Source organism: Paenibacillus sp. VT-400 (assembly GCF_001029205.1).
Taxonomy (GTDB): domain Bacteria; phylum Bacillota; class Bacilli; order Paenibacillales; family Paenibacillaceae; genus Paenibacillus; species Paenibacillus amylolyticus.
The window spans coordinates 4,051,155-4,074,574 of record NZ_LELF01000067.1 but is presented as its reverse complement, the minus strand read 5'-3'; the positions used below and the strand labels follow the sequence as shown (position 1 = coordinate 4,074,574).

The window sequence follows — 23,420 nt, the reverse complement described above, 5'->3', positions numbered from 1 at the left end:
TACCGATATACATAAAGTAGCGCTGGTTTCATACTTATGAAGTTAATATGTACTATGCTAAGGCGCTGCGTATTTGCGATTTGCACATAAGCAGGACCAAAGACTACTAGATGTAGTACAGAAAGGCCCTACAACTTACATTTAACCTACATAAAAGGACGGGGTATGCATGGATCGTATGGACGAAATTATTTGGAAAAGGAACAAATTAATCGGTATCATTTTGTGGATTATTATTGCCATTGGTATGGGGCTGGCCTTTACGATGCCGAAGTTACTTGTGTCCAATGGAGTAGCTCTAGTCTTTGTAGTTTGGATTACATACGCTAATGCGAAAAAGAAACATATTCATCTCATTCCATGGCTGATTACTGTATTACTTACAATATGTGGAGTATATGTCGGTTGGGGAACGGTCAATTTTGCCTTAAGTTTGGTTATAACCGCAGTTCTACTGTTATTTCCTAACAAGAAATTTTTTGTGGTTGGATTTTCGGTATTACTAATCAACAGTGTTCTTCAGTTATTTGTTATGAATACCGTTGACTCTGTTGAGCTAATAGGCAATATCGTTAATGTGGGACTATTCGCTCTCACGGGGGCCATTCTGATGCTGGTCTCACAGCTGAATCAAAGGCTCTTCCATGAAAGTGAAGTACGCCAGAATGAGGTGGAGCATTCTAAGCAAAGAGTGGAAACCATGCTGGAGCGTGTGAAGGAATCGGTCGAAGGTCTATCACGTTATACGGATCAATTGAAGGAAAAAGTGAATGCGACCGGCTCTATCACCAATGAGGTGACGCTTGGGTTCAGTGAGGTTGCAAAAGGTGTTGAGTTCCAGGCGACCAGTGTGGCCGAGATCTCGGAATCCTTATCTGTATCGGATCAGCATATCAAGGACGTTGCTTCGTATTCCCAGCAGATGAAAGAGTTGTCCGCAAGTATGGCAACGAGCACGCAAACTGGAAGCACACAGATGGACCAGCTAAACATCCAGATGCAAGATCTATATGAAACGATCAATACAACTGCAAATGACATGCGAAAGTTCAACGAGGAAAGTGAATCCATGACGCTTATGCTGAACAGCATAGCGGATATTGCGAGTCAGACCAACCTGCTCGCGCTTAATGCAGCCATTGAAGCCGCTCGTGCGGGTGAGCATGGACGCGGGTTTGCTGTTGTATCAGAGGAAGTTCGCAAGTTGGCAGAGAACTCGGGTCAGTCCGCAAGTGATATCGGAACCATCCTGTCTCGATTAAAAGGACAGACGCAGGCACTGACAGATCGATTCGAACGTATTCGTCTATCGTTACAACAAGGAAGAGATAGTGTCCATACAGCAGAGGAAGTATTCCGTACGATCAACAGCAACTCTCAGCATGTGTTGAATCAAGCGACAGATATCGAGACTAGTTCGGCTACAATGAAGAAATCTTCCACCAGAGTTGTGAATGAAGTTTCCGAGATTTCGAGTGTAACGGAGCAATCCAGTGCAGCGACAGAAGAGATTCTGGCGAGCATGGAAGAACAACGTAACCTGACACAGAAGATGGTAGAGAGCTTTGGAGAATTGGAGCAACTGATTGTAGACCTGAATGAGTTAGTCTCGGATCATCAGGCTTCTTCCGTTGAGAATAAACTTTAATATTAATAGTTGAGGGCCTGTCGGTACGTATTTAGCGTACTAGACGGGCTTTTTTTATCTGGAATACAGCTTGATGCCGACATTTTTTTCCTATACAGTGATGTGTAGAGTATGAAGAGCGTAGAACTGAAACTGTAAATAGTAGTTAAAAGAAGATGTAACCTCATGGGGGAGTAGAAGGTTGAAGGATAAAGGAATGAAAGATAGATTGGACTGTGATGACAGTACATATGAGGTTAGGAATGATAATAGGGCTGCACGCGTACGTTTTTATGATCAGCAATCGTTCAATGACATGGACTGGCCCGATACGGAGGATGGCAGATATGCCAGAGCTTATCTGGAACCTATGATGCTGGACGGGACCCAAAGCTTTATGTCTAACGTGGAAACGACATTGTTGCTCGCCCGGATTGATGATCTCGTTATTCCGCTGACGGTGAATGATACAGAGTATGATAATGCTTACGTTTGTTCGCCATATACGCATTATGTGAGTTACGCCAAGCAGGAATTGACCATGTTGCAGAAGCCTGTGTTGGAAAAAGGTCTTTCTGTGCTGCTCAGTTTAATAGGTTGGGGAATGAAGCAATCACAGATCAACAAAGTTGTGCATGTGAACAACTGGCTGTTCTCCACCAATCTGTATCCAGCCATGTCAGGTGAACAGGCGGCTTGTTTGCTTGCAGCGGTACAAGAGCGATACCCTGAGCATGTCATTGTATTTCGCTCCTTGTGCCCTGGACTTCATCCCGATCTGACGGCGAGGCTAACGGAAGTGGGGTGTCGACTAATTCCGAGCCGACAAATCTACCTGTACCATGCGCATGATCCGAATTTTGGCAACTCGAAGTCACGCTGGCTGTTGAAGCGGGATTACGAGTTATTGGCCAAGCACGACTACGAATTCGTTTCCGAGTCAGATATGACGGATGCAGATATTCCGCGAATCGTGGAGTTATACAAGCTGTTATACCTTGAAAAATACTCCTATCACAATCCACAATTCACCGAGCGATTCATTGCTGCTGCGATGGCATCAGGAACACTCAGACTCTATGGACTGCGGAAGGAAGGGTGCCTGGACGCGGTGATGGGTTATTTCTGCCGAAATGGAATCATGACTACGCCGCTGTTTGGTTACGATACGGCGGTGCCCCAATCCGTCGGACTATACCGCATGTTATCGGCTTGTCTGATCGGACAGGCCCGCGAGAACGGCAATCTGTTACATGAGAGCGCCGGGGCTGCGCAGTTCAAGCGCAATCGCGGTGCTGTGGCGGATTTTGAATATTCGGCTGTGTATGAGCGCCACCTTTCGTGGGGCAGACGCTGGTGTTGGCTGCTGCTTGATCGGTTGTTGAATCGCATAGGTGTGCCGCTGATGCGCCGCATGAAGCTGTAAACAGACACAAAAACGTGCTTACGCTGCCCGATGCAGGTATGAGCTTGCATCTGGTTTGACTGCAAACACGCACTAACAACTGGTTATTGTGATACGCACATTTGTGCGCAATCGCCTAATTAGACATGCTCTGCGAGTTGCACCTCAAAGCCATCTGGATCTGTAATGTAAATAAACCGCAGATGCGGATTGGGCTGGATGGGGCCACGCACAATCGGAATATTCAGTTCTGCCAGTCGTTCCATGGCTTCATCCAGCGAGTTCACCTCATAACCGATCGACACGCCAGCCTCTGTTTTAAGAATGGATTCACTGCCCTCAATCAGTTCCAGTCTGGCTTCATTTTCCATGCCCAGCATGGCAATCTGCCGTCCACGGCTTTCGAATCTGCGCTGAATGGTAAGTCCGAGCATGTCGTGATAGAACCCGAGCGAAGCTTCCAAATTACTGACCCTCAGCGTGATCCAGTTTAATTTGATCAACATGGGTGAATCTCTCCTTTTTCTTGCATGATATGTATTTTTGTTACGTTCATTATACGATAGGTGTTAGCAGGAACCTACTCCTTATCAGTAAACAATAAAATAGCTGCCGAAATATTCGGCAGCCAAATGGTGTAATCTCCGGTCATTCTAACGAATTATTGAATCAGATCAACGGCCGTTTGTGGAACAAAGGCTTCTACACCGTTGTAAACAATTACACCTTCCAATGCTGTCTTTTTGCCGTTTACCAGTGCAATATTTTTGTAGATTTGCAGTTCCAGTTTGGTGTTGCCTTTTGTTACGAGGATCTTCGGATTTTTGGTGTCGGTTAGATCCAGCTTGTACGTCGCGCCTTTGGCTGTAAATGCCTGTTTGGCAGGTACAAACAATTGTTTGCTCACGCTGTCGAGATCCAGATCCAGTACACGTGCCATATATTTGGCGACATCCGTGTTATCAATCACACCGAATGGACGGTCATTGTTCGGAGCATACGTGTACAGCACAACATCTCCACCTGTATGACCACCGGTTGTCCAGCCAATCCCTGCGCGTTTGCTGATCATTGGACCGATTGCATAGTTAAGACTGCCCGGCTCGGCCGCTTTAATGGTGGCGATCTCCTCGGAAGTCAGGTCCGTAATGCCATAGTATTGTTTCATCACTGCTTTGATGTTTGTACGCTTGGCATTCAGCTTCGCTTCAACGCCCTCGCCTGTCAGCTTGGCCTTTTTCAAAGGTCCGATAAATGTGGACAACGGCTCTTTGTCATAAGTGCCGGAAGTTGCGTTGTTACCAATGGTGAGTCCACCATTACCATGGTCCGTAACAGCCACAACGGCAGTCTCTCCATCGGCTTTGGCAAAATCCATGGCTACCTTTACGGCATCATCAAAAGCCAGCACGTCACTGATAATGCCAATCGGATCATTGGCGTGAGCTGCCCAGTCCACTTTACTGCCTTCGACCATCAGGAAAAAGCCGTCTTTGTCTTTGGACAGAACTTCAATGGCTTTGGATGTCATCTCGGCAAGACTTGGCTGCTTCGCAGGATCACGGTCCATATTATAAGCCATACCTGCGGGTGCGAACATACCCCACAGTTTGTTCGAATCGGATGCTTTCATTGCAGCTGGTGTAGTGACGTAATCGTAACCCAGTGCCTTAATGGACGAAATCAGATTCTCGCCGTCTTTACGTCCGGCTGGCTCAAGATATTTGCTACCTCCACCCAACACAACGTCCATACCATTGTAGACTTGTTGTTTGCTGAGTGCATCGTAGTTTTTACGGTCCGGATAGTGAGAGGAGAAGTCCGCTGGTGTGGCGTGCATAATCTCGGATGTAGCGATAATGCCAGTTGCTTTACCCGCCAGTTTGGAAGCTTCCAGCACGGAAGCGATCGGTTTTCTTTCGTCTCCAGGCGCAATAGCCTTTTGCCCAGGCATGGTAGCCTTGTCCGGCAGTACACCAACAAATCCGGTATGAGATTTATAACCTGTTGCAAAAGCAGTTCCGGCAGGAGCTGAGTCGGCAATCGGCGCATCGGCGGAGTGTGTCCGAACCATGCCGCTTGCCATGGAGTCCAGTGTCAGGGACGAGCCCTTATACCAGCGAGCCAGAGCGGTAGCATCGTTAGCCATACCGTCAGGAATCAGAATGATCACATTTTTGATCGGTGATGCAGATGTTGTTGAGGTGGTGTCTTCCACAGCCCATGCTGCACTGCTACCTCCGAGTGTAGCCGTAACAATTGTTGTCACCGCGAGCATCATTTTGGCTGCACGGACATTAAACCGGTTTAACATGAATGCATCCTCCTAGAATATATGTATAGTTGGTATCCCAAACCAAGTGTATACAACAATTGCTAAACTAACGTATGAAATGGGTTAACTATATGTAAAATTTACGATTAGTGATGGATGCTGGAATTCAGGTGAACTGGACAAAATGAGGAGTCGACGAATTAAGAGACAGTTCAAAGATCATATAGTGACGATTAAAAAAAGATATTGCGAACGCTTACATTATGTGCTAACATCACCATAACAACAGGATTGTAACCGTGTTTAGGGCAATACCTGTGTCAGTTCATTCGTTGGTTCTTTGTTCATTAAACGATTGATTGCGTTTACATTTTCATATGGAATGAACCTCATTCCTCAGGGTTGTTACTGATTGCAGGCAAAACCTGAATTGAGGGCAGTAGACCACGCTAAAGCGATGTCTGTTTGCCTTCGGTTCAGGTTTTTTTATATAAAAAAATGCCTGATGGCATGACCGCAAGCGCCGTAGCAGATATTTCGAACAGAAAGGAGCGCAGCAGATTTAATTTTTTCCTAAATAGAGATATAGACTCATCCAGACATTGGAATACTGATTCTTAGATACGCATCTCAAATGGACATTCCAATGAACTTATCCCATCACACACTATTCGACAGCGAGGAGATTTATGACATGAAAACCATTAAACGTTCGATTGCTGTAGCAACCATTCTGGGGTTATGTGTATCCGCTCTACCAGCTTATGCAGCAGGCAATACAGGACCTTCTTCTTCAGCAGCGATGGACAAGCTGATCCAATCCGAGCTTATTCGCGGCAGCGGTCAAGGTGTTAATGCAGCTTATCTGAACAAAAAGGCCACACGCATTCAGGCCGCAATACTTTACTTGCGTTTGTCCGGATTGGAGAAAGAAGCACTCGCTTATCAGGGAACGGAAACGTATGACGATGCGGCTCAGGCAGGCAAAGTATTACAACCGGTCGTTGGTTACTTGAAGCAGCATCCATATGTGTCTGAGATCGTAACAGGAACGGAGAAGTTTGAACCTAATGCCCCCCTTACAGCGGAAGGTTATGCCGAAATGCTACTGAAGGTGCTTGGATATGAAGCAGGTACGGATTATGAGCAGGGATCGGCTTCCACCTATGCGGCTGGGAAAGGAATCATGGCGCTTCAAGGGAAGGGAGTGAGTCAACTTACCAACCGCCTGATGGCAGAGGCAACCGCACAGGCTTTGCAGATACAGCTCAAGAATGGCAGTGGAACTTTGGAGCAGAGTTGGTTGAAACATAAAGAAGCTGGGGCGTTCCAACCTCATACGGTGCAACAGACCAAGTATGGCGCGATTGATGGCAAAACCTATGAGCAATATGGGACGCTCGGTTGGCTCGGTGTTCCTTACGCGGCCCCTCCGGTAGGGGAACTGCGCTGGAAAGCCCCGCAAGAACCGGAATCATGGACAGGAACGAGATCGGCTAAGGAATTTGCAGCGAACAGCTTGCAGATCTCCGGCAAGACTACAGCGGGAAGCGAAGATTCGTTGTATCTCAATATCTGGCGTCCCGACACAACCAGTTCGAAACTTCCGGTTATGGTGTTCCTGCACGGCGGTGGGAATATGACCGGATCAGGCAAAGATTTTCAGGGTGAACAGCTTGCACGGAGCACCAACAGCATTATCATCTCAGTGAATTACCGTTTGGGAGCCCTTGGATTCTTCGAAAATGCAGCGCTGAAAACAGGCAATGCCCTGGATGACTCAGGTAACTATGGTCTGCTTGACGCATTCCGTGCATTGGAGTGGGTACAGGATAATATTGAAGGTTTTGGCGGAGATACAGGCAATGTTACATTGGCCGGACAATCTGCTGGTGCACGTGATGTACTGGCAACGCTGATCTCGCCACTTAGCAAAGGATTGTATCAAAAAGCAGTTGCTTTTAGCGGAGGATTGACGACAGCATCACCAGAAGAAGGCGAGCAAAAATCCGAGGATGTACTTGTGAAGCTACTGGTGCAAGAGGGGAAAGCGGCTACCGCAGAAGAAGCAAAAGCGTGGATTGGCAAGCAGTCTCAGGCACAGCGAGAGAGTTACCTGCGTGCACTGCCTGCGGACAAGCTGGTCACAGCGTTTGGTGCAACCGCAATCCGTATGGACCCATTCCCGCATCTATTCCGTGATGGCACAGTGATTCCAAAAGAAGGATTTGACGCCATCAATAATGGCAATTATAAAAAAGTACCGGTATTGCTCGGCAGCTTGGAAACGGAGTTCTCCGGTTTTGCCTTCGGTGATCCAAACTTCTCTCCATCCATCACGGATGAGACTCTGTTTACTGATAAAACCAAGGCGGAACAATATGCTGCTGCGTTGAAATACGGTAGCGAAGCTTATGCAGGCTTTAATGCAGAGCGTGTAGCGGAGCAATTGACCAGTGAAGCAGGTCAGCCACCGGTATATGCGTATCGTTTTGCATGGGGCACACAACCTGGGGTCATCTCTGAGCGTTTGCTCACGTTACTGGGCGCACCACATGGTGCGGATATGGACTTCTATACAGGACACGCAGACGGAATTGCTGCCTACTTCCCTGATGGGTACTTTAGCGATACAAACAAACCAGGACGTGATCAGTTGTCCGCCGCGATGGCAGCATATCTGAAGCAGTTCCTGTACACAGGCAATCCAGGTACGGGTGGATCACCTGATCTAGCGGCATGGACACCTTGGACGAAAGATGCTCAAGCCCCAATCATGCGTCTGGATGCGAGCAATACAACGGCAGAGATTGGCATGTCGACACAATATAACCAAGGCAAAGAAGCCGTTATGGCAAAGATGAAAAAAGAATTGCCTGAAGAAACGTATAAACTGTTGACGGAAAAAGTGTTCGCAGGGCGTTTCTTCTGGGAATAAGGATCACCGGATAGGAAGGTATATATAGATAAATTGAAAGCCAAGGGAGCATGCTCTCTTGGCTTTTTGTACTGTTCGTTATACTTAAATATGGTATTGTTGTAAATATAAATTAATAAGATATGGGAAAGGGGAGAACGTACATTATGGATGGAGTTAGTAATTTTGGTATTGCAGGTATTATAACGCTATTAATTTTCTTTATTATGATTGGTGTTGTATTATATCTGGTTTTCTATCTTGGGATGAAGAGGTCTGGCGTCAAAGAGGAAGTATCCGCATTAAGGATGGAAGTACGAGTGTTACAAGAGGAAGTAGAGCGGAACAGGCGGGAATTGGAAAATATGAAGCGTCGATAACCTTTGCAGCATTATATGTGGGTACGTGGAATAGCGCGTACAATAGTATGAGAGGATAGGGGCTTTTCGCCCCACCTACTCAATACAACGTGACACCGCTCAGTTCAGCCTTTACATACTGAGGGCACTCGAACTATTTCTTGGCAAAAAAACTAAGTGTTCCCGTGCTTTCATCTGCACTCACAAACAGGCTACGTCCGTTAACACGATGAATTCCCTCTGGTGATTCTCCGGCTGTAGGAATCAGACCCAGGTAGTCCGGATTGACCGGATCAGCAAGATCAAAGAACAAAATGGCATCTGCCCTTTCGGAAGCTACGGCTGCATACGTAGTGCCGTCTACAGTAGCAACGGTCAGGTTCTCCACTTCACTTCCCTTGTTGGGACTGCGATCATCCGGATACAAGCCGACCATAGCGGTTGCCTCGTCAATGAGATTCTGACTATCGTACATCCGCTGGCCTTGCAAATTCCAGACAGCAATATTACGTCCGCCTGCTTTTACACCATCCTCAAATTCATTCTTGCCCAAATCCCCTTCGTTAGCTGTCAGCAGGTATTTGCCATCTGCCGAGAAAGCAATCCCATCCGGTTCATAACGAGCGGTCAATGTCTCTTTAAACTGAACGATACCATCATCTTTCAGATCTGCTTGATGTGAAGTGGTACCCAGAGCGAAGATTGAGCTGATTTTTTTTGTCTCCAGATCTACGATGGCAACGACATTGTTTTCCTGTAGCGTGATGGCTGCTGTTTTACTATCTGGACTAATAGCAACATACTCTGGTTGTGGATCATGAGGATAGATGGCACCTTTTACTTTGTCCAGAGAGACCGGTAAGTTGGTGATCTCACCCTCCAATACGTTCCCGCCAGCAAAAGATACTACCATAATGCTACCCGGACGTTTGGTGTTGGCATAGTCAATTTCATCCGCAGCTGTATTCAGCTCCTCATCCTCTATCGCGATCACCGCATGCAGACCGTCAGGTGACAGTGCAATCGAGTCAGGACCAATGCCCAGTTCATACGTTTTTACGGTTTTGTAGGTTGTTAGATCGACAATGGCAAGCAATCCTTTGTTTGCTTCACTGTCTGTATCCCCTGTACGAATAACAGCAAGACCGTATTTGCCATCTTTGGACACGGTTACGCTTGTGACTTCAGCTTTGGCGGAGAGGTCATGGAAGCTGACTGTCTTTAATACGTTAATGTTTTTCAAGTCAGCAATATCCAGTATGGCAATGCTACCATTGTCCGCTTCGGTTACGAGCAGGCGCTGTCCATCTGGCGTGGAGGCTGATATTTCTGCTTTGCCACCGGGCATCTGAAACGATGCGGTCTGTTCAAAACCGATTTTATTTTGTTTCAGGATCAGTTGATCCGTAATTAATTTTAGCGTTTGGGAAGATACATACGTTGTACCTTTGGTGATGTAGCTTTTACTGTCCAAAGGGGTTTTCACACCGTTGATGGTGGCTGAAGACGTTCCTATTGGAAGTTGTACTTTAGTATCTGCGATCTGGATATCAACACTGCGACTGCTTCCGTTCCATGTGACCGTACCCTGCATATTTTGGATGGCTGTGCGCAGTACGACATGATCGTTGGCGGGTTTAGTTGCGTCAGCGGCATGAATCATGGATGTGTAGCTGGTTGCTCCTGCGGTAAGAATGGCAGTCATCGACAGAACGGCAAGCCATTGATTTCTCTTTTTCAATGTTCCAGATCCCCTTTATCGTTTCGTGTGTAATGAGTTATACAATTGTTTTAGTATAGGGAGCTAATGTTAAGGTAAGGTAAGAGAAGTCTGCGATTTGTGTAAAAGGTTAGAGAAGAGATATTTTTCCAAATTGGATATGTAAGTTAGCGTATAAAATGATGTTGCCACATGAAGAAAAAAGCAGAAGTGAACCTTCATATATATAGGACTGGTCGAACGGGAGAAAATACGCTAAAATTATAATTGAGAATCATTATCAATTAATTCAGGCTTTCTTTACTGACAAGTCTGATCAAGATATAGGCGAGGTGAATACCCGTGCGCACGGATGATGCATTAGGCGTAGTATATCAGCATTACCTGACCCAGGAGCCTTACAGTCAGCAAGATGAACACACGTATCTGCTCTCTCCCAAGGCGGGCAGTGGCAATATTAAAAGAGTAACGACATACAGTGGCATTGAGATTTTATATTCCCAGGTTGAATATCATCAGCCTTATCCTACGTATTTTGCGTCCGAAACGCCCATTGTGGAATTGCAATTTGCCTTGTCAGGAGAGCGAAATGTGGATATATCCGGTCAGGATTATTCATTATCGATAGGGCAAGGGGCCCTTATTTTTATGCATGATTTCGAAGCGTGGTTTCATCCTCCGGCAAGGGAACTGTATACGTCCTTTTCGCTGGGGATTCCAGTTTCTCTGTTCAATTATGCTGCGGCGCAACTGGGCGGTTTCAAGTCGATTGCGTTTAATCAGGTGTTGGGACGAAAAGTGTTCAAGCCGATTGTATTTCAATTGGATAACCGGATACGAACAATGATCGACAGTTTGATTGTGGAATTAAACAATAGTTATCGATCATCCTTAATGATGGAAGCAACAGCCTTGGAGATCTTGAATCGATTTATGATCCAACTGTTTGATCTGGCGCCAATCCCCGCGGGATTCTCCAAAGAGGACATCCGGAAGTTACATACGGCACGGGAGATTATGGAGGCTTGTATGGTAGATCCTCCATCTTTGCTAGCATTGTCCAGACAGGTAGGTCTTAACGATTTTAAATTAAAAAAAGGATTCAAGGCACTTTTCGGAAGCACGGTGTTCGAATATTTGCGTCAGGTTCGTCTCGACAACGCCATGAAGTTGCTGCGCAATCAGGATAACAACGTCACCGAGGCCGCGATTGCGGTCGGTTACAGTAATGTCAGTGCCTTTTCGCAGCAATTTTATCGCAAATTCGGCGTGAAGCCCTCAGAGATGAAAAAAATTTATTAAATAAGATGAACAGAAACTTTACACGAGAACGAAGAGTGCAGAACCAGTCTGGAGAAGCGGAGCGTTCGCCTTTATCAACGGATTTCTCCCTTTAATAGAAGGGAATCACGGAAATCCGGTGATAACAGCGATCGGAAGATGGTACTGTAATCGTAGTGGTCTGGTGTAAAGTTTTAAGGGTTGATCTTATTTAAAATAAGATTAATAAATCCGGCTTGCCGTGAATTGTTCCGTATAGAGGCAGTGGGGATTCATTCAGCCTTGTATACTCCAGGTACAGTGGGTACTGTACTGAAATATAGAGGAGTGTACAAACATGAATAGAATCAGAGGAAGTATTTTTTTTAGCGTATTTGCAGCCATGTTGGGTCTGATGCTAATTGCACCCATTATGCCACCACTTATTCGCGAGTTGGGCATGAAAGAAAGTCATTCCGGTCTTATTATCTCGCTTGGGTCCATTATGATGGCTGTCATGGCTCCGGTATGGGGCAGATGGAGTGATCTGAAGGGTAGAAAACCCATCATATTGATTGGGTTCATAGGAATGTCTGTGAGCTGTGCATTATTTGCACTGGCATTGTACGGGGGATTAAATGCATGGATCGGAGGAGGGCTACTGTTAACCCTTCTGATTGTGACGCGCAGTCTGATTGGCATGTTTATTCCGGCCGTACTTTCTTCTGCCCAGGCCTATATGGGTGATGTGACAGAAGGGGAGGAGCGGGGAAGCGGGATGGCGATTATCAGTGCTGCGAATGGACTTGGCCTAGTATTTGGACCTGCGATTGCAGGAGCATTTACCCTTATCGGTCTGCTCTGGCCGCTTTATTTCGGCATTTTTATAGCGATAGCTGCGTTTATTATTGCCTTGCTGTTAATCCCGTCAGCCAAACCGGTCATTCAGGCAAAACCGCCTAAAGTCAACCCGTTCCAACGCGGTTTACGAATGTACCTTGCTGCCGGCTTGGTCACGATGATGGGTATCATGACACTACAGGTTGTCGGGGGATTTTATTTTCAGGATCAACTGGCTCTATCCTCAGCGGCGACGGCCCGAATGGTTTCGTTTGGACTCATGTTCTCTGGAGCAGCGATGTTGATCATGCAGGTCATTCAGATGAAATGGTTGAAATGGCAGCCACGTCCGATGATTTTGCTTGGTTCCCTTTTCCTGATCGCAAGCATGATCCTGTTTTTGGTTTTCAATGTGTTATCCATGTATTATTTCTCGTTTTTCCTGTTTGGCATGGGTGCAGGTCTGATGATGCCGGGGTTCATGGCAGGTGCTTCGCTGGCAGTTAGCAAAGAACAGCAGGGAGGTGCAGCGGGATTGGTAGCAGCGATTCAGGGGATATCCGCCGTCATTACGCCTTTACTTACAACGACACTTTATCAGGTGGACAAACATGTTCCATTTATGCTCGTAGCTGTTCTGGTTGTCTTGCTGGCAATCATGATGCTGGGAATGAGGAAAAATGAATCCAATACTGTAACGGACCCCATTCATTCGTTATAGTCAGACAAAGTCAGAAGATCAAATAAGGTCAAAATAAAAGAAAAAAGGATCTATTTTAAAATAGTGAACCATGATGAAAGAAAATCGGTTTTATTCGTCTTTTACGGACTTTGAGCCTTACTTGCACCGGTATTATAATAATCAATGTAAGCAACACCAATAAACCAACCACACAAAAGGAGCTGATTTTCATGTTTGATCTGATTCCGTTTCGTAAACGAAATGAAGACCCGTTCGGACACATGTTGAAATCCTTCAATGACATGGTTGAGAACTCATTCCTCTCCCCTTTTGGAACTGGCTCCCAGCCATTCCGGACCGACATTCGTGAGGAAGAAGACAAATATTCGGTAGAAGCCGAGCTTCCGGGCATCGCCAAAGAGGACATAGACATTCAGGTTCAAGGTAATGAATTGATTATTCGTGCCAAACGCAATGATATAGTGGAGCAGAAGGATGACTCCAATCGAATCATACGGCAGGAACGCCGTTCCGGCGAGTTTATCCGGCGATTCTATGTTGATCATATTGATGAGGAGCACATTAAGGCCAGATTGGAAGAAGGTGTGCTGAAGCTCGAGATTCCAAAACGTCCTGGTGATGATCAATCTCGCAGACGCATTCAGATTGACTAATACACAGTGGAAAAAATAGTTTCCTTACATGGCATAAAGCATGCAGGAGACATCCATAAGGATGTTTTCTGCATGCTTTTTTTCATATGAATTGGACGATACACAACTGACTATTCATTTTGCTGGTTCCGAGTTATTTCTCTGCTGCTGTTTGCATCAGGGCATAAATCTTACGTGTGGTATTCACATTTCTAACCGTCATATAGGCATATACTTTGGATCCCACAAGCTTGTTCATGCCACTTTTGGATGCATCTTCTCTGCTGACTGAGTATAAAATCGCTCCGGGAACATAGATTAGTGTGCCGATTTCCGGTTTGATGGGCAGTTGGTCCAGCACGGAGGGATCATTGATCTCATCCCATAGGAACATCACATCACTTTTGGCTGTGTCATCATTAACCCATTCTTCTGGCAGCGCCTGAATAACGCTATGGATTTCATCCATATTCCGCACCATTACCCTGATCTGTAAGCCAAAATCGGCGGCGATGGCCTGTTCTAACACATGGGATATCTCCCTATTTGCATCGGCACGTTCCTGATGATCGGCAAAAATAATATTGCCAGAATTGATGTAGGTAACGACATCCAGCATGCCTGCTTGTTCAAACGTTTCTTTCAGCTGTTTCATATTGATTTTATTGTTCCCGCCTACATTAATGCCTCGTAACAAAGCCACATAGATCATATGGGCGCCCCTCCAATTCCTTTAATTCACCGTTTTAACAAAAGGACAGATATTCGAAAAGATGAGCAGTATACTCATCTCCCAACAGATCTTGCAATAAAGGTTCCGCATGCTCCAGATACTCGGGCTTGGTTTCATAAGTTTCTTCATCTTTTACTTCTCCGGCATAGGTGCGCGCCGCTTCAATCAGGATGGCTAGTGCACTGAAAAAGTCTGACAGCGAGTCAGCGACGCGATTAGGTTCTCCCCCTGTAAAAGCCGCATATACAGGAGAGTTCGGCGATTCAGTATCTACGATTAACGGATCATCGTTAAAGTTTGCGATGACGACGTGATTTTTTGGCCAAGTGGAGGACTCCTCATAAGGTTCATTCATGCCAATCCAGCGGAACCCCAGTTGCTGACGAAGCAGATGTTCAGGTGCAACAAAGGAAATCAGTGCGGCATCACCGATTTCGACGGCGGCATTTTTCATTTTGAGTGTACCTTCCGCATCCGCATCCATCATTTCATAATGACTGTACAGATACTGAAGTTCTGGAGAAAGAGGTATTCGTGTATCCACTTCCGGCTGGTGATGTTGTTCGCGGGGACGCAGATCATGATTTTTGAAAAGTCCATAAGCTTCATTATATAAATCCTGCTGTTCCACAAAACGGCTCAAGGCCGCATCCAGTTGTTGCATGATGTCTGAGTCCTCCTAATAACATTGATATAATAACTGGCCGATTCGTTTGATTCTTGGCTATAAGCATTATACTATATCAAAGATAAATTCAAAAAAACATTTGAATACGTTTACATTCATGAGTGGACATGATATACTTTCACTCAAATAAGGATTGTTACTGCTTCGGGCAGGCAAAACCTGAACATCACTATGCGTGGACTTTGTTCCATTCATAATGTTGTTCGGGTTTTTTTGCATTCTACGGTCCATATTAAGGATAGAAAAACAGAAGACGTACTTATTTCAACCCAACTAACATCACGCTGTACAGAAGAAAGGGGAGCATTATGAACAAGAGAAAATGGTTAAACGGTTTTGCCGCAGGTTGTCTCAGTATCATCCTGGTGATTAGTGGGTGTGCATCCAAAGCGCCACAAACCGCAAGTGACACACCGAATCAGCCGACAGAACAGACAGAGAATGAAACACAGGAATCTGCAAACAACCAAGCTGCCAAAGGCAGAACAGTGATTACAACCGACGGTGAAGTGGATGATATGAACTCCGTGATTCGTTTCCTCTTGTATTCGAATGAGATGGACCTTGCCGGAATTGTACTAACCAGTTCGGTATATCATTATGCTGGAGATGAGGAAGCAGGGATCCAACCATTCCGCTGGACAGGCACACAGTGGGTATACGACATGATTGATGCCTATGGCGAGATCTACCCGAACTTGTCTAAACATGCGGATGGGTACCCGGAGCCGGAACAGCTTCGAGCGATGACCAAGATCGGTAATATTTCCGATAAAGGGGAGATGGAGAAGGAAACGGAAGGTTCCGAATTCCTTGAAACTCTTTTCCTCGACGATGATTCCCGAGACCTGATTGTTCAGACATGGGGGGGCACCAATACCACAGCCAGAGCGCTAAAATCGATTGAGGAACAGTACAAAGACACGGCTGAGTGGGATACGATTCGCAAAAAAGTCAGTGACAAACTGGTCCTGTACATCATCCTCGATCAGGATGACAGTTACAACGAATACATTGCGAAGAATTGGCCGGATATCCGAATTCTCAATGATCAATCGAACTTCTGGCATTTTGCCTATGCATGGAAGATGCATGCCGAAGAAGTGAACAGTAAGCTTCATGGCGACTGGATGGTCAAGAATATTCTGAACGGACATGGCAAGCTGATGGATATGTATGCATCGATGGGTGATGGTAAAATGATCGAAGGCGAACTAGCCGAAGAACAACGGGGAAGTGCTGAGTATCTGAAGAACAATCCACAATATGACAAGTACGATTTTATATCCGAGGGTGACTCTCCTTCCTTCTTTTATCTGATTGATAATGGGCTGCGCAGTATGGAAGACCCTTCCTACGGCGGTTGGGGTGGACGCTTTGGGGTTGTGAACGACAAGCTGTTTAGAAACAATGTGCTTGATTACGATCCCTACACCAAACGCTATGAAGCCGAATACTCTCTGATGAGATGGTTTGACGATGTGCAGGATGATTTTGCAGCACGTGCAGACTGGGCAGTTGCAGACACTTACGAAGGTGCCAACCATAATCCGTCATTAACGATTAAGGAAGGGCTGGATCTGAGTGTTAGTCCTGGGGAGGAAGTTACTCTTCACGCGGAAGGCACAGACCCGGATGGAGATCAACTGACGTATACGTGGTGGAGATATTTCGAAGCGGACACGTATGAAGATTCCAAAGTAACACCAAACAAAGTTCAGCCTGAAATGGCGGGTGATCTGCAGCTTGGATTACATCGTGAGCTTGCCAAGGATGAGCAGGTGGATACGATAAAATTGCAGGGCAGTGACACCGAAGCGGTGACATTTACCGTTCCTGACGATGCCAAATCGGGTGATACTCTTCATATCGTTGCCGAAGTACAGGATGATGGAGAGCATCAGTTGAAGCATTATCAACGTGTGATCCTAACCGTGAAATAAAGAAATAGAGGGGCGGTCCCAAAAGTCATCAACATGGCTGGAGGGACGCCCCTCTTATTTGTGTAGTCTGATCGTAATTGATCCGTTAACGCTGGATGCCTGACCAGAAGACATTCCAGGTGATCGCCAAAGCTTGTTCATAGGATTGCCGTGTCTCATACACGAGCTGTACATCCAATCCATCCATCACGGTGACAAAAGCTACAGTGGCTTCTTCCGGACTCAGGCGTATATCGGAATGTCTGGTAAATACGGCTGCCAGCTCTTCTTTCAATGTCCCGAGGTACGTTCGATACTGGGCCAGCACAAAATCATGCACCTCCAGCGGTGTGATAAAGGACAGGATATACATAAAAGCGACGTTTGGATGAGTTAGAAAGCGATTTTTGTGTTCATGCAAAAAGGCATATAGCTGCTGATCCAGAGTTTGGGTAACAGACTCGCTGAAAAATTGGCGTACAAACTGTTGTTCCTCCTGCACAACTTCCTCATATAACTCCAGCAATAACGCTTTTTTGGATGAATAATGATAAGCCAGAGATTGTTTGCGAATGCCTGCCTCTTCGGCAATCTGCGCCATCTTGGTCCCCTCGTAACCCAGACGATTAAAATGTTGAATGGCAATTTCTTTGATTCGTTTTTTACTCAATGTCTACCTCCAGTTGGCGAGCTGTATACCTCTGCTGTTTTTGGGAGTATACCAAATATAACAAGATATATACCACAAAAATGCCTATAGAGATAGCATACACCACCGTATAGGAAAATGCAGAAGCCACAACGCCCAGGATCAACGAACCACCGCCAATTCCGAGATCAAAGAAGTTAAAGAAGGAAGCCATCGCACTTTCGTGCTCATGTTCTTCTACAAGATTCACACACCAGGTCTGAATCGCCGGGAATATGGCACCAAAACCAAAGCCGTATAACGCACCGGCGATCAGGAATTGCACATCACTCTGGGCGATAATCAGAACCAGTAGCCCCGCGATTGCAAACACGGCAGAAGGTAACAACACGGAACCTGGTCCCCATCGATCAAACATTTTCCCCGAAAACAGTCGAACGGCGAAGCTGGCGATGGCAACGATGAAGAAAAACCAGGCTATATTCTCGAACCCTCTTTCGGCGGCAAATAAAGCCACAAAGGACATGATTGAACCCGCTGCAATGCCAACGAGCATAATGAGAAGGGAAGGGAAGAGTACCTTCTTTTCAATCAGTTTCACCGAAGGGACATGAGTTTGTATAGACTCGCTACTACCTCCTGTTTTCGGCTTTCTGGATACAAACACAGTCATCAGGAGAGCTAACAGCAAAATGCACATGCCTCCCATAAACAGGCTCTGGTAGTCGTACCTAAACAACAGGCTTGTTCCAATCAATGGACCGATGGATATGGCGACCGTCTCCCCTACGCCGAAATACCCCATACCTTCTCCCCGGCGATCTCTTGGTATGTTTTCAGTGGCAATCGTTGCAAAATATGTCGTTGCCAAACCAAATCCGAATCCGTGGATCACTCGAAATACAAGAATCATCCAAATACCTGACGATAGGTAGTATGCGCCTGTCATTAATGCACAGATGGTGATGCCGATAATCAATAGATATTTTTTATCTATTCGAGCTGCCAAAACAGAAGTGAAGGGTCGAATCAAGATGGCAGAAAACATAAATACGCCGGTAACAAGCCCAATTTGGGAGGCTTCGCCACCAAGACTTGAGACAAACAAAGGCAAGGTGGGAAGCAACATTTCAAATGCCATAAACAATAATGCGTTGGCTAACATGATAAATAGGAATGATCTTCCCCAGAGTTGCTGAGGTGTAGAACTATGTGTTGAAGTACTCATGGTTTTCCTCCGTAATGTTGATCTCTGTCGCGCGACATGTTGAACTGATTTTACCTGACGATGGTCAGATTGTAAAGCTCATATTCAGAGCACGGGTTCATGATTTTTTGGTGGATGAGAGAAATTATTAATAATTTTTAATTCATATCCCAACATTTTCCGGTATAATAATCAGATAAAATGATTCAAGCGAATACTACCTCGGAGAGGTGATATGTAATGACGGTTGATATACTTGTAAGAAATAATGTTAAGGTACTTGGCTCGGGTAGCCAAACGATTGTATTTGCTCATGGTTTTGGATGCGATCAGGATATGTGGCGTTACATTATTCCAGGTTTTATGGAGAACTACCGTGTGGTGCTGTTTGATTATGTTGGATCTGGCGAATCTCAAATTAACTATTATGATGCTATCAAATATAGCAACCTTCAAGGATACGCCCAGGATGTGCTGGAAGTTATGGAAGCGCTCGAACTAAAGGACACCATATTTGTCGGGCATTCCGTCAGTAGTATGATTGGTATGCTGGCGTCAATTCAGAACCCCAAATATTTCAAAAAAATTATAATGTTAGGGCCCTCCCCACGTTACGTGAATGATCTGCCGAATTATTATGGAGGTTTCGATCGGAATGATATCGATGAATTACTTGAGATGATGCAGATGAATTTTATTGGGTGGGCGAGTTATCTGGCACCCATTGTGATGAACAATCCGGAACGGAAAGAGCTGACGGAAGAGTTGGAGAAAAGCTTCTGCTCCAGAGATCCGCATATTGCGAGACAATTTGCCGAAGTGACGTTTTTATCGGACTGTCGTATTGATCTGGAGCAGGCAACTGTGCCAACATTGATTCTTCAGTGCTCGGATGACAGCATTGCCCCGGTAGAAGTAGGGGATTATTTACACGCTCATCTGAAGAATAGCCGATTGCAACAGATGACGGCCAAGGGACATTATCCGCATCTAAGTCAACCGGAAGAAACCATCCGAATGATTAAGGATTATTTAACGAGCGCATAAAACGCGGAAGAAAGGCAGTTATTCCATGGATATACAATTAGATCTGGCTCCCTGTGGATACTTCTCTATCTCTGATTCGGGCGTCGTACAGTCGATTAATCAAACTATGCTTACGATGCTTGGATATGAACGCGATGAGCTCATAGGGCAACATATTGAATCCACCATGTCGGTAAGCAACAAGGTGTTTTTCCATACGTATTTCTATCCCTACATCCAGTTATATGGACATGTGGACGAGATGTACTTCACGTTCCGTACCCGTGATCAGCAGGCTGTTCCCGTTCTGCTTAACGGTGTTCGTCAGACCCGTAACGGAGAAAGCGTGGTAGATTGTGTCGTTGTAGTCATGCGTAAGCGAATCGAACATGAGAAGGATATTTTGCATACCAAAACGAAGCTACAAGAGTTGTATCAAGCGACGCAAGAAGCGAACAAGGAGCTTGAACGACTGCATGAGGAATATAAAATTAAAGAGCAGGCGTTAATCAAAGTGAATGATCAGTTGGAGACACTGGCCTCCACCGATTTGTTGACAGGATTGAAGAACCGCAGGTTTTTCCAGGAAAAAATGCTTGAAAGTTTGATGATGTTCCAGGAGAAACAACGTTATTTCTCCCTTCTGGTTGTGGACATTGATCATTTCAAAAGCATTAATGATACGTACGGACATCCGATCGGAGATCTGGTGCTTGGCAATCTGGCAGGGCTGCTGCAAACGGTATCGCGAAGTACGGATGTGGTTGCACGTTACGGTGGAGAGGAATTTGTTGTCATTCTTCCAGATTGTGAAGAGGAGCAGGCGATCGGTATTGCAGAACGATATCGTTCACAGGTTGCTTCAGCCGACTGGGGTGAATATAACATTACTGTGAGTATCGGTGCTGCCACTGTAGTAGAGGAAGATACGGAAAAGTCCTTGTTCCAAAGAGCGGACAACGCCCTGTATGCCTCCAAAACCGGAGGACGAAACCGGGTGACACATGCAGCTCAGATGGTGAGAAGTTAAGGATTGGATTGCATCAAAAGAAAGCAAAAAGGAGCCTGTGTATGATGAGGGAGATGATCCCACATGCACAGGTTCCTTTTATTTGCGTGACACAGATTGACTAAGTTGAGATGGCAGACTCAGGGTTAATCTATCGCGGAGCAAGGTAACCATACGCCTTAGCCGGAGAGTTCGCCTGAGGACGAAAATCTTCGCTCGGTTCATCCATAAATGCCGGGTTCACATATATGGAGTGTGCGTCATTGCCAGATCCCTTGATGTAGGCAGCGATGCCGGAGTAGGCTTTATTTTTCCAAACCCACAGGGCATCTTCCTGCTCACCTGGTGAGTAATAGACATTATGGTCAAACATATTGCCGGTATTGCTAGTATATTCGTTGTATATCAGTACTTCCGAGCTGCCCGATACGAGAATGTTACGCATGAACGTATTGTTCTTTGTCCGTGACTGCATGAATAACTGTCCATTGCCTGCATTCAGGGTATCATTCCCCACAAGTGTATTGTACATAATCTTGCTGTCCTCGGTAGCTCCTCGTTCCTCGTCATAACCTCCCATGGCAATACCCGTCAATCTGTTGGAATAAATCAGGTTATCACGCACGGTAATGTTGCTGGTTGAACGTCCGGCATGCTCAGAGGCAATCTCAATTCCGATGTCGCTCCGATATACCCGGTTCTGGTCGATGATATGATCTTTCCCGCCATCTACATAGATGCCGCCCGCCGAGTTGGTATCATTGGGCAGGTCTTTACCGTAGGAGGGGTTGTTATTGGACGTAATATCGTATACTTCGTTGCCTCGTACAATGCCGTTCCGAGCCTGATCGTATGTATCGTCCTCGGACGTACCCTCGTACCCGATCAGATCAATACCAATATTATCGGAATCATGGATGATATTGTCCTGTATGGCAAAGGTATCAACATTACCGTTAACTGCGAGTGACTCGCTTGAACCGAGTGTAAGATCATACAATTCATTATCCTTGATGATGATATGGCGTAAAGCTTGAGGGTGCTCTGTGCCATATATGGCAATACCATGGGCATCCCTGCCCCGCAAATCGGGACCTTCAGGAGTTGCGTAACTAGCAATCGCGTGTATGGTGTTGCCTAACAGCTGAATATGCTCACCTGCTCCGTGGACATAGATCCCGGATGGAACTTGGCCCCCAAGTTTGGTTGTAAAATTACGAATTTCGAGATTCTGAATCGTGATATAACTGGCATTTTCAATTTCAATCAACCCTTCAATGCCCCGGACAGATAAACCTTTACCATCAATGATAACCTGCTCCTGAGGATAACTTGAAAATAGGGTTGGATTAGCGGAAGAATTACCGCTTTTGGTGATTTTGACTTTCTGATGGTAGACCCCTTCACGCAAATAGATCGTACTTCCCGGCGAAGCATGATCTGCTGCGTGCTGCAACGTTTTCCACGGAGATTGAATCGTTCCTTTATTCGAGTCGTTTCCTTGGGGTGATATGTAATGGATGACCTGGGGATCAGACTTTTGAACAGAAACGGGTTCCTTCATGGCAGATGTATGATTCTGACAACCGGATACAAGCACCATCAGAATCGGAATCATAAGTATAACTACGCGAATCAAATCGTTTCCCCCTTGAATTTAGCTTTGAAGATAGATTATAGCAGATTTGAACGGGTTAATAACCCATGATATGCTCTTATAAAATCAGCGAGGAGACTGCTCATGAATACATTAACGATAGCTGAATTAGTAGATCGGGAGAATCACGCATGGGAAGAACTCAAGGAACTCCTGGATAGTGGGCAAAATACATATGTGTATGTTCCAGCAAAACAAGAGGCTGGAGAGGATACCCTCTATCGTCTGCAAATAAGCACCAAATCCTATTTGGGGGCTGTTGCTTATGAGACAGAAGGTATTGTACTGGACCATGGCTGGATCACGCTGCTTGGTGCGGGTGGTGACAGTACATCGGGGAGTCTCACCAGTTGGAATGGTGTGAGTGAGCAACCTTGGGTAGATGTGCTGGAAGGTATGATGGTCGTTGCATATGATGCGGCAGGCGGTTTCTTCGGACTGGATACAGGCAAGTATGGCCGCACGGGACACATATATTATTTTGCACCGGATACACTTGAATGGGAATCGACAGAACTGGCATATTCAGGTTTCATCAACTGGCTGGCGAATGGTGATCTGGAGCAGTTCTATCGGACCTTTCGCTGGAAAGGCTGGCAAGAGGATATGTCTCAGCTCCAGACAGGACAAGTATTTGCGTATTACCCACCACTTTGGACGCAGGAAGGTGACGGCGAGAGCAGTAGTAAAGCCCCAATTAGCATAATGGAGGCCTGGAAGTTTGCACTGGACGGGAAATAGTTGGCATGCTGCTGTAGGACAAAATCAGGAAATTAACCGGTAAGTTCAAG

Annotated in this window: 19 protein-coding genes; 11 read left to right on the top strand and 8 right to left on the bottom strand. The window is 45.8% G+C overall.

Translation table 11 applies throughout. The annotated features are described in order from the left end of the window. Positions 1 to 169: 169 nt before the first annotated feature. Both EL84_RS28470 and EL84_RS28465 read left to right on the top strand, forming a co-directional pair. A complete protein-coding gene (locus EL84_RS28470; protein WP_047843894.1) occupies positions 170 to 1,648 on the top strand; it encodes a methyl-accepting chemotaxis protein in 1,479 nt (492 codons plus the stop codon). Positions 1,649 to 1,844: 196 nt separating this feature from the next. Further along, positions 1,845 to 3,053: a GNAT family N-acetyltransferase gene (locus EL84_RS28465; RefSeq protein WP_235431598.1), complete on the top strand. Its 1,209-nt coding sequence runs from the start codon at positions 1,845 to 1,847 to the stop codon at positions 3,051 to 3,053. A gap of 119 nt (positions 3,054 to 3,172) precedes the next feature. Here the strand turns inward: EL84_RS28465 and EL84_RS28460 are convergent, their stop codons facing one another. Beyond that, the gene (locus EL84_RS28460) at positions 3,173 to 3,538 is read right to left on the bottom strand and encodes a VOC family protein (protein WP_047843893.1); all 366 of its coding nucleotides are present in this window, start codon (positions 3,536 to 3,538) and stop codon (positions 3,173 to 3,175) included. Positions 3,539 to 3,693: 155 nt separating this feature from the next. Continuing rightward, positions 3,694 to 5,346 carry an alkaline phosphatase gene (locus EL84_RS28455; protein WP_047843892.1) on the bottom strand — a complete coding sequence of 551 codons (1,653 nt, stop codon included), beginning with the start codon at positions 5,344 to 5,346 and terminating at the stop codon, positions 3,694 to 3,696. A gap of 655 nt (positions 5,347 to 6,001) precedes the next feature. Here EL84_RS28455 and EL84_RS28450 point away from each other — a divergent pair. Then, a complete protein-coding gene (locus EL84_RS28450) occupies positions 6,002 to 8,245 on the top strand; it encodes a carboxylesterase/lipase family protein (RefSeq protein ID WP_047843891.1) in 2,244 nt (747 codons plus the stop codon). 146 nt (positions 8,246 to 8,391) lie between these two features. Next, on the top strand, positions 8,392 to 8,604 hold the full coding sequence (locus EL84_RS28445) for a hypothetical protein (RefSeq protein ID WP_047843890.1): 213 nt from the start codon (positions 8,392 to 8,394) through the stop codon (positions 8,602 to 8,604). A gap of 133 nt (positions 8,605 to 8,737) precedes the next feature. Here the strand turns inward: EL84_RS28445 and EL84_RS28440 are convergent, their stop codons facing one another. After that, complete coding sequence (locus tag EL84_RS28440) at positions 8,738 to 10,324, bottom strand: choice-of-anchor I domain-containing protein (RefSeq protein WP_047843889.1); 1,587 nt, start codon at positions 10,322 to 10,324, stop codon at positions 8,738 to 8,740. A gap of 321 nt (positions 10,325 to 10,645) precedes the next feature. On the opposite strand from EL84_RS28440, the gene EL84_RS28435 reads away from it, so the two are divergent. The 3 genes from EL84_RS28435 to EL84_RS28425 all read left to right on the top strand — a co-directional run bounded on the left by EL84_RS28435 (position 10,646) and on the right by EL84_RS28425 (position 13,759). After that, positions 10,646 to 11,605: a helix-turn-helix transcriptional regulator gene (locus EL84_RS28435; protein ID WP_047843888.1), complete on the top strand. Its 960-nt coding sequence runs from the start codon at positions 10,646 to 10,648 to the stop codon at positions 11,603 to 11,605. Positions 11,606 to 11,921: 316 nt separating this feature from the next. Beyond that, entirely contained in the window at positions 11,922 to 13,124 is a 1,203-nt protein-coding gene (locus EL84_RS28430) for an MFS transporter (protein WP_047843887.1), read from the top strand. Positions 13,125 to 13,315: 191 nt separating this feature from the next. After that, entirely contained in the window at positions 13,316 to 13,759 is a 444-nt protein-coding gene (locus tag EL84_RS28425; protein ID WP_047843886.1) for an Hsp20/alpha crystallin family protein, read from the top strand. Positions 13,760 to 13,892: 133 nt separating this feature from the next. Here the strand turns inward: EL84_RS28425 and EL84_RS28420 are convergent, their stop codons facing one another. Together EL84_RS28420 and EL84_RS28415 are read right to left on the bottom strand one after the other, a co-directional pair. Further along, a complete protein-coding gene (locus EL84_RS28420) occupies positions 13,893 to 14,450 on the bottom strand; it encodes a DUF1697 domain-containing protein (RefSeq protein WP_047843885.1) in 558 nt (185 codons plus the stop codon). Positions 14,451 to 14,484: 34 nt separating this feature from the next. Continuing rightward, positions 14,485 to 15,135, bottom strand: coding sequence for a hypothetical protein (locus tag EL84_RS28415; protein WP_047843884.1), 651 nt, complete (start codon positions 15,133 to 15,135; stop codon positions 14,485 to 14,487). A 332-nt stretch (positions 15,136 to 15,467) separates the two neighbouring features. Between EL84_RS28415 and EL84_RS28410 the strand changes: the two genes are divergently transcribed. Continuing rightward, positions 15,468 to 17,102: a DUF1593 domain-containing protein gene (locus EL84_RS28410; protein WP_047843883.1), complete on the top strand. Its 1,635-nt coding sequence runs from the start codon at positions 15,468 to 15,470 to the stop codon at positions 17,100 to 17,102. Positions 17,103 to 17,187: 85 nt separating this feature from the next. On the opposite strand, the gene EL84_RS28405 is transcribed toward EL84_RS28410, so the two are convergent. Continuing rightward, positions 17,188 to 17,751, bottom strand: a complete 564-nt coding sequence (locus EL84_RS28405; RefSeq protein WP_047843882.1) for a TetR/AcrR family transcriptional regulator — start codon at positions 17,749 to 17,751, stop codon at positions 17,188 to 17,190. Continuing rightward, positions 17,744 to 18,958 carry an MFS transporter gene (locus EL84_RS28400; protein WP_047843881.1) on the bottom strand — a complete coding sequence of 405 codons (1,215 nt, stop codon included), beginning with the start codon at positions 18,956 to 18,958 and terminating at the stop codon, positions 17,744 to 17,746. The genes EL84_RS28405 and EL84_RS28400 overlap by 8 nt, the downstream gene beginning before the upstream one ends. A 219-nt stretch (positions 18,959 to 19,177) precedes the next feature. On the opposite strand from EL84_RS28400, the gene EL84_RS28395 reads away from it, so the two are divergent. Beyond that, positions 19,178 to 19,984: an alpha/beta fold hydrolase gene (locus tag EL84_RS28395; RefSeq protein WP_036617433.1), complete on the top strand. Its 807-nt coding sequence runs from the start codon at positions 19,178 to 19,180 to the stop codon at positions 19,982 to 19,984. Positions 19,985 to 20,009: 25 nt separating this feature from the next. Then, the gene (locus tag EL84_RS28390) at positions 20,010 to 20,993 is read left to right on the top strand and encodes a sensor domain-containing diguanylate cyclase (RefSeq protein WP_036668641.1); all 984 of its coding nucleotides are present in this window, start codon (positions 20,010 to 20,012) and stop codon (positions 20,991 to 20,993) included. Between the two features lie 130 nt (positions 20,994 to 21,123). On the opposite strand, the gene EL84_RS28385 is transcribed toward EL84_RS28390, so the two are convergent. After that, positions 21,124 to 22,611 (bottom strand): DUF1565 domain-containing protein, encoded by a 1,488-nt coding sequence (locus EL84_RS28385; protein WP_053061636.1) that lies wholly within the window; start codon positions 22,609 to 22,611, stop codon positions 21,124 to 21,126. A 102-nt stretch (positions 22,612 to 22,713) separates the two neighbouring features. On the opposite strand from EL84_RS28385, the gene EL84_RS28380 reads away from it, so the two are divergent. Beyond that, positions 22,714 to 23,370: a DUF2625 domain-containing protein gene (locus tag EL84_RS28380; RefSeq protein WP_036668639.1), complete on the top strand. Its 657-nt coding sequence runs from the start codon at positions 22,714 to 22,716 to the stop codon at positions 23,368 to 23,370. The last annotated feature ends 50 nt before the right edge of the window (positions 23,371 to 23,420 follow it).

What these genes read in the sequence shown, in the direction of transcription:
- EL84_RS28430 (WP_047843887.1), top strand. Translation starts at nt 11,922, where the DNA reads ATGAATAGAATCAGAGGAAGTATTTTTTTTAGCGTATTTGCAGCCATG.
- EL84_RS28460 (WP_047843893.1), bottom strand. Translation starts at nt 3,538, where the DNA reads ATGTTGATCAAATTAAACTGGATCACGCTGAGGGTCAGTAATTTGGAA.
- EL84_RS28400 (WP_047843881.1), bottom strand. Translation starts at nt 18,958, where the DNA reads ATGAGTACTTCAACACATAGTTCTACACCTCAGCAACTCTGGGGAAGA.
- EL84_RS28450 (WP_047843891.1), top strand. Translation starts at nt 6,002, where the DNA reads ATGAAAACCATTAAACGTTCGATTGCTGTAGCAACCATTCTGGGGTTA.
- EL84_RS28410 (WP_047843883.1), top strand. Translation starts at nt 15,468, where the DNA reads ATGAACAAGAGAAAATGGTTAAACGGTTTTGCCGCAGGTTGTCTCAGT.
- EL84_RS28425 (WP_047843886.1), top strand. Translation starts at nt 13,316, where the DNA reads ATGTTTGATCTGATTCCGTTTCGTAAACGAAATGAAGACCCGTTCGGA.
- EL84_RS28455 (WP_047843892.1), bottom strand. Translation starts at nt 5,346, where the DNA reads ATGTTAAACCGGTTTAATGTCCGTGCAGCCAAAATGATGCTCGCGGTG.
- EL84_RS28420 (WP_047843885.1), bottom strand. Translation starts at nt 14,450, where the DNA reads ATGATCTATGTGGCTTTGTTACGAGGCATTAATGTAGGCGGGAACAAT.
- EL84_RS28445 (WP_047843890.1), top strand. Translation starts at nt 8,392, where the DNA reads ATGGATGGAGTTAGTAATTTTGGTATTGCAGGTATTATAACGCTATTA.
- EL84_RS28390 (WP_036668641.1), top strand. Translation starts at nt 20,010, where the DNA reads ATGGATATACAATTAGATCTGGCTCCCTGTGGATACTTCTCTATCTCT.
- EL84_RS28415 (WP_047843884.1), bottom strand. Translation starts at nt 15,135, where the DNA reads ATGCAACAACTGGATGCGGCCTTGAGCCGTTTTGTGGAACAGCAGGAT.
- EL84_RS28465 (WP_235431598.1), top strand. Translation starts at nt 1,845, where the DNA reads ATGAAAGATAGATTGGACTGTGATGACAGTACATATGAGGTTAGGAAT.
- EL84_RS28380 (WP_036668639.1), top strand. Translation starts at nt 22,714, where the DNA reads ATGAATACATTAACGATAGCTGAATTAGTAGATCGGGAGAATCACGCA.
- EL84_RS28470 (WP_047843894.1), top strand. Translation starts at nt 170, where the DNA reads ATGGATCGTATGGACGAAATTATTTGGAAAAGGAACAAATTAATCGGT.
- EL84_RS28395 (WP_036617433.1), top strand. Translation starts at nt 19,178, where the DNA reads ATGACGGTTGATATACTTGTAAGAAATAATGTTAAGGTACTTGGCTCG.